7 protein-coding genes are annotated in these 6264 nt (G+C 70.9%); 3 read left to right on the plus strand and 4 right to left on the minus strand.

The window, feature by feature from the left end; genetic code table 11:
* Window positions 1-156: 156 nt before the first annotated feature.
* Window positions 157-1944 carry an aa3-type cytochrome oxidase subunit I gene (ctaD, locus tag ACWDN5_RS45935; protein ID WP_310967084.1) on the minus strand — a complete coding sequence of 596 codons (1788 nt, stop codon included), beginning with the start codon at window positions 1942-1944 and terminating at the stop codon, window positions 157-159.
* A gap of 134 nt (window positions 1945-2078) precedes the next feature.
* Between ctaD and ACWDN5_RS45940 the strand changes: the two genes are divergently transcribed.
* Window positions 2079-2891 (plus strand): phosphotransferase family protein, encoded by an 813-nt coding sequence (locus tag ACWDN5_RS45940; protein ID WP_310967083.1) that lies wholly within the window; start codon window positions 2079-2081, stop codon window positions 2889-2891.
* Here the strand turns inward: ACWDN5_RS45940 and ACWDN5_RS45945 are convergent.
* Window positions 2879-3640, minus strand: coding sequence for an alpha/beta fold hydrolase (locus tag ACWDN5_RS45945; RefSeq protein ID WP_449680702.1), 762 nt, complete (start codon window positions 3638-3640; stop codon window positions 2879-2881). The genes ACWDN5_RS45940 and ACWDN5_RS45945 overlap by 13 nt on opposite strands.
* On the opposite strand from ACWDN5_RS45945, the gene ACWDN5_RS45950 reads away from it, so the two are divergent.
* On the plus strand, window positions 3639-4178 hold the full coding sequence (locus ACWDN5_RS45950) for a GNAT family N-acetyltransferase (RefSeq protein WP_310967081.1): 540 nt from the start codon (window positions 3639-3641) through the stop codon (window positions 4176-4178). The genes ACWDN5_RS45945 and ACWDN5_RS45950 overlap by 2 nt on opposite strands.
* Before the next feature lie 48 nt (window positions 4179-4226).
* On the opposite strand, the gene ACWDN5_RS45955 is transcribed toward ACWDN5_RS45950, so the two are convergent.
* Both ACWDN5_RS45955 and ACWDN5_RS45960 read right to left on the minus strand, forming a co-directional pair.
* Window positions 4227-4532, minus strand: a complete 306-nt coding sequence (locus tag ACWDN5_RS45955) for a hypothetical protein (protein ID WP_449680703.1) — start codon at window positions 4530-4532, stop codon at window positions 4227-4229.
* A gap of 209 nt (window positions 4533-4741) precedes the next feature.
* Window positions 4742-5866, minus strand: a complete 1125-nt coding sequence (locus ACWDN5_RS45960) for an alkaline phosphatase family protein (RefSeq protein ID WP_310967079.1) — start codon at window positions 5864-5866, stop codon at window positions 4742-4744.
* A 45-nt stretch (window positions 5867-5911) separates the two neighbouring features.
* On the opposite strand from ACWDN5_RS45960, the gene ACWDN5_RS45965 reads away from it, so the two are divergent.
* Complete coding sequence (locus tag ACWDN5_RS45965; RefSeq protein WP_310967078.1) at window positions 5912-6124, plus strand: zinc ribbon domain-containing protein; 213 nt, start codon at window positions 5912-5914, stop codon at window positions 6122-6124.
* Window positions 6125-6264: the final 140 nt, after the last annotated feature.

A 6264-nucleotide genomic window follows, 5' to 3' on the forward strand; every position in this document is an offset into this window, starting at 1 on the left:
ATCCTTCGCCCCTTGCGGCACCCATCGCACGTTCGCAGCCGGGCACGCGCTCACTCGTTCAGGTACCGGAGAACCTTATTCAGCCGTCGGTCGGCGCGAGCGTCACGGTGGGTGCACCGTCTACGGTGCGTAGCGCCGACCTAACCAGAATAAGTTCTACTTATCGCCCTGCTCGCTCGCGTTGTCCTTGGAGTGGTCTCCCGGGATCACCGCTTCGGTGAGCAGCTGCGACGGCGCCGCGTGACTGTTGACCTTCTGCTTCCCGAAGAAGCCGATCTCGCCTTCCTTGTGGATGCGCTCGATCATGTGCGGGTAGTGCAGCTCGAACGCCGGCCGCTCGGAGCGGATCCGGGGCAGCTCGGTGAAGTTGTGCCGCGGCGGCGGGCAGGAGGTCGCCCACTCGAGCGAGTTGCCGTAGCCCCACGGGTCGTCCACCGTGACGATCTCGCCGTACCGGTAGCTCTTGAAGACGTTCCAGATGAACGGCAGCGTCGAGGCACCGAGGATGTACGCGCCGATCGTCGAGATCGTGTTCAGCGTGGTGAAGCCGTCACTGGTCAGGTAGTCCGCGTACCGGCGGGGCATGCCCTCCGCGCCCAGCCAGTGCTGGACGAGGAACGTGCCGTGGAAGCCGATGAACGTGGTCCAGAAGTGCCACTTGCCGAGCTTCTCGTCCATCATCCGGCCGGTGATCTTCGGGAACCAGAAGTAGATGCCGGCGAAGGTGGCGAACACGATCGTGCCGTAGAGCACGTAGTGGAAGTGCGCGACGACGAAGTAGCTGTCCGACACGTGGAAGTCGATCGCCGGCGCGGCCAGCAGGATGCCGGTCAGACCGCCGAAGAGGAACGTGACGATGAAGCCCATCGAGAAGATCATCGGCGTCTCGAAGGACAGCTGGCCCTTCCACATCGTGCCGATCCAGTTGAAGAACTTGATGCCGGTCGGGACGGCGATCAGGAACGTCATGAAGGAGAAGAACGGCAGCAGCACGGCGCCGGTGGCGTACATGTGGTGCGCCCACACCGCGACCGACAGGGCCGCGATGGCCAGCGTCGCCCAGACCAGGCTCTTGTAGCCGAACAGCGGCTTGCGGCTGAACACCGGGAAGATCTCCGACACGATGCCGAAGAACGGCAGCGCGACGATGTACACCTCGGGATGGCCGAAGAACCAGAACAGGTGCTGCCAGAGGATCACGCCGCCGTTTTCGGGGTCGAACACGTGCGCCCCGAGGTGCCGGTCCGCCAGTAGGCCCATCAGGGCCGCGGTCAGGATCGGGAAGGCGAGCAGGACCAGGATGCTGGTCACCAGGATGTTCCAGGTGAAGATCGGCATCCGGTACATCGTCATGCCCGGCGCGCGCAGGCAGACCACCGTGGTGACCATGTTGACCGCGCCGAGGATGGTGCCGAGACCGGAGACCACCAGGCCGGAGATCCACAGGTCCGCGCCGACGCCCGGCGAGTGGATGGCGTCCGACAGCGGGGTGTAGGCGAACCAGCCGAAGTCGGCGGCGCCACCCGGGGTCAGGAAGCCGGAGATCACGATCAGGCCGCCGAAGAGGTACAGCCAGTACGAGAACGCGTTCAGCCGCGGGAAGGCGACGTCGGGCGAGCCGATCTGCAGCGGGAGCACGAAGTTCGCGAAGCCGAAGAGGATCGGGGTCGCGTACAGCAGCAGCATCACCGTGCCGTGCATGGTGAAGAGCTGGTTGTACTGCTCCTGCGACAGGAACTGCTGCCCGGGCCGCGCCAGCTCGGTGCGGATCAGCATCGCCATCGCGCCGCCCGCCATGAAGAAGGCGAACGACGTGACCAGGTACATGATCCCGATCTGCTTGTGGTCCGTCGTGCGGAACAACCGCAGCAGGTACGAACCCTTAACCGACTCGCGCGCGGGGTACGGGCGCGTGGCGATCGGCTTGGGGGCTACGGCCGTCACTCCTGCCTCCAACACTGAAACCTTGTGGTGGTCATCGTCCCGCCACCGGGTCGGACGAGGCCCGATCCGGCGGCTTAGGGGGATCGTAGCCCTCGCTACCGACAGTCGCGCGCACCGGCTGGCAAGATCGGGGCGTGGCCGACGACTACACCCGCGCGGCGGTGCGCGCGGCCCGCGCCGTGACCGCCCGGCTGGGCCTGCCCGGCCACGAACCCGAAGTGCTCCACGAACGCTCGAACGTGCTGGTGAGGCTGGGTCCGCTGGTCGCCAGGGTGCCCGCCACCACCCGCCTGGCGCGGACCGGGCCGGCCTGGCAGGAGCGGGACGTGGCGGTGTCGCGGTTCCTCACCGAACGTGGTGTGCGCGTCGTCTCACCCAGCACGGATCCCCCGGCCGGACCCCATTTCGCCGACGGGCTGCCGGTCACGCTCTGGCACCACACCCCGCACGACCCGGGCCACCGGTACGCACCGGAGGTCGTCGCCCGGTCGCTCGCCGAGGTGCACGCGGCGCTGCGCGAGTACCCGGGCGAGCTGCCCCGCCGCGGCCCGCTGGACGACCTCGGCCACGTCTTCGACCGCCACGACCTGGACCCCCGGTTGCGCGGGGAAGCGGCCCGCCTCGCGGCGGCGTTGCCGGAGGTCGCCGTGCAGCCGCTGCACGGCGACGCCCACCCCGGGAACCTGATCGCCACGCCCGCGGGTCCCTGCTGGCTGGACTTCGAGGACACGTGGCGCGGGCCGCTCGCGTGGGACCTGGGCATCCTGGCCCGGCAGGGCGGCCCGGAATTCCTGGCCGCCTACCCGGGCTCCGTGGACGAAGAGGCGCTTCGCGTGTGTACGCGGCTACGCGAGCTGTACTCGGTTGTGTGGCGATTCGTCATCGCCATCCGATTCCCGCACCGGCTGCCCGAAGCCCGCTCGGCGCTCGACGCCTACTTCGCGTGAGTGGCCGGGTACCAGGAGAGGATCGCCTCGACCACGCCGGCGGGGTCTTCGAGCGGGGTGAGGTGCCCGGCGTCCGGCAGCACGACGAGCGTCGCGCCGTCCATGGCCTCGGCCATCTCGCTCGCCGCCGCGACCGGGGTGATCGGGTCCTCTTCGCCGACGATCACCAGCGCCGGGACGCCCGAGTCCCGCAGCAGGTCCAGTGAATCGGGCCGGGTCCGCAGCGCCAGCGCGGTCCAGGAGATCCCGGACGGCGGCTGCGATTCGATGATCCCGCGGACCGTCTCGACGAGTTCGGGACGCTGTTCCCGCGTCGATCCGGCCAGGAGGTTGGGCAGGTTGGCCTCGGCGAGCCAGGTCTCGGTGCCCTCGCGCTCGACGCGGGCCGCGACGTCCAGCCGCGTCTGCGCGGCCTCGGGCGTGTCGGGCGCGGCCTTGGTGTCGATGAGCACGAGCCCGCCGACCCGCTCCGGGGCGAGCCGCAGCACGGCCATGGCGAGGTAGCCGCCCATCGAGCAGCCCCCGAGCACGACGCGGTCCAGGTCCAGCCGGTCGAGCAGGGCGACGACGTCCCGCGCGGCGTCTTCGAGGCTCGGCTCGCGATCGGTCTCCGGCAGCGGCGAGCGGCCGAGCCCGCGCTGGTCCGGGGTGATCACCCGAAGGTGTGAAGCGAGGGGCGCGCGCACTGCGTTCCACATGCGGGAATCCAGGGGGAAGGCGTGGAGGAGGACCAGCGGCAGTTCGGTCATGCGCGCCATTTTGTCGGACCCCCTCGCTAGCTTCGCCGATGTGTTCACCGACATCGAAACCGACCGGCTCCGGCTGCGTCCGCTCCACGAGGCGGACAGGCAGGCGATGGTCGACATCCACACGGACCCGCGCACCAACCGCTTCCACCCCGACCCACCCGACGTGCCACGAGCGTCGGCGATGTTCTCGGAGTGGCTGGCGCACTGGTCGGAGCACGGCTTCGGCTACCCGGCAGTCCTCGAGCGCGGCGGAACGGAGGTCTTGGGCATGTGCGGCGTGCGGTTGCGCGAGTTCCACGGCGAAAAGGTCCTCAACCTCGGCTACCGCTTCCGCCCGTCGGCGTGGGGCAAGGGTTACGCGGTGGAGGCGGGCCAGGCGGTCTTGGCGTGGTGCGCCCGCGAGCTGCCGTCCGTGCCGGTGCTGGCGAGCGTGAGCACCGCGAACAAGCCCTCGCTCAGGGTGGCCGAGCGCCTGGGCTTCACGGAGTACACGGAGGAGGTGTACGAGGGCGCGATGTCGAGGCACTACCGGCGCTGACCCCGCCGTCGTTGTTTGACAACTCCAGAGTGAATCCGGCCGCCCACCTCACCAGCGGCGGGACGGCCGCCGCCGGGCCCGAGCTTCCCAGCAGGCCCGGTGCCAGTGCCGCCGGTCGGCGACCGACCCGGTCTCGTCGGCGGGCCAGACGACGAGGTGCGGCGTCCCCGGCCGGATCTCGTGGTCGCACCCGGGGCAGCGGTAGACCTTCGTGGCCTGGCTCCCGGGCACGGTCCGCACGAGCCAGTCCCCGTCCACCCCGGACTCGGCCCGCGCCCACCCGGTGGCGGCCCCGAGGTCACGCTCGGGCGGCCCGCCCTCCGAACGGCGGCCGGGGCGGTTGCGTCGTGGCACGCCCAAACGGTAACCGCCACCCACCCGACCCAACCCCCCAGGCACACGAGTCGACCCCCCAATCACACGTGCTGACCCTCCAATCACGCGAGATGACCCTCCAGACACACATGATGCCCGCCCAAGCACCGCCGAGCCCGCCCGCGTGTCGTCCACCCAGGTACGCGTGTCGTCCATCCAGGTGCGCGTGTCGTCCGCCCGGGTACGGCCTACCCCTGGGCCAACGCCAGCGGCACCAGCTGTTCGGCGCTGGTGAGCGACCCGTGCTGCCCGACCAGCGACGTCTCGACGGCCTCCGCGAGCCCCCGCACCATCCCGAACCGGTCCCGGGCCGCGGCCACCACGTCGCCGATCCGCGGCAGCACCCGGTCGCTCACCGTGTGCCCGAACCAGCCCTCCGCGACGGCCTCTTCGCGCGAGCGCACCCAGGCCCGCTCGCCCAGCACCTCCCGCCAGGCCGCGAGGACGTCGGCGGCCGCCCCCGGCTCGGTGTAGACGTGCCGGGCCCGGACCTCGCCCCCGAACGTCCGGACGCCGGCCAGCAGTTCCGGGACGTCTTCGAGGTCGAGCTTGTCCTCGACGGTCACCATCCCGTGGTCGGCCACCACCGCGAGCAGCGCACCGGGCGGCAGACCGTCCACAAGGGACTCGACGAGCCGGTCGATCTGCCGCAGCTGCATCCGCCAGGCGGTCGAACCGGGGCCGTAGACGTGCCCCAGCAGGTCGAGTTCGCTGTGGTAGGCGTAGCAGAACGCGCGCCCGCCGAGCACCGACAACGTCCGCGCGGCGAGGTCGCCCAGCGCGTGGACCCCGGCGTACTGCGCGCCGCTCTGGGTGGCCAGGGTCAACGCCGTGTCGCGGAACTTGGCCGACGACACCACGGCCGCTTCGATGCCCGCCGCGGCGGCGCGCTCGAACGTCGTCGGCAGCGGCTGCACCTCGCGGGGCGGGAGGGCGCCCCGCAGGTCGCTGCCGTCTTCGTGGCTGCACCAGCGCAACGCGTTGAGCACGCCGGTGCCCGGCATTTCGAAGGTGTAGCCGACCATCCCGTGCTCGCCCGAGGCGAGCCCGGTGCCGATCGCGGCCACCCCGGCGGCCGTCGTCGACGGGAAGCCCACGCGCAGCGATTCGCGGGCGAGTTCGGTCAGCACCGGGGCGTCCGCCGCGTGCTCGGCGAGCAGCTCCCAGCCGAGCCCGTCGACGAGCAGCACGCCGGCGCTGCGGGCCTCCGGCAACGCCAGTGCGTTCCCGCAACCGGGCACCCCGAGCGCGGCGAGCAGGGACGGGACGACTTGGCCGAGGTGCGGGACGTCGGCGAGCGAGGGCGGCTGCACGCGCCCAGCTTCCCATCCCCGGGCCCCTCCGGCGATAATCGCGGCATGCCGACCTACGCCTACCGCTGCCGCGAGTGCACCGAGACGTTCGAGCTCCTGCGCCCGATGAGCGAATCCGGCGCGCCGGCGACCTGCCCGGAGGGCCACGCCGACACCGTCAAGCTGCTCACCACGGTCGCCCTCACCGGGGCCGCGAGCGGTCCCGCGGCCCCGGCCGGCGGTGGCGGTGGCTGCTGTGGTGGCGGCTGCTGCGGCTAGGGCCTGTTTCAATGGCGTAGCCACTCGTTGATCGCGGCGATGTGAACGGTTGCCTCGTAGCGGACTGCGAGTTTGTCGAACCGTGTGGCCACGGCGCGGTTGCGCTTGAGCCGGTTGATCCCGCACTCCACAGCGTGCCG

Source organism: Amycolatopsis sp. NPDC003731 (assembly GCF_053586895.1).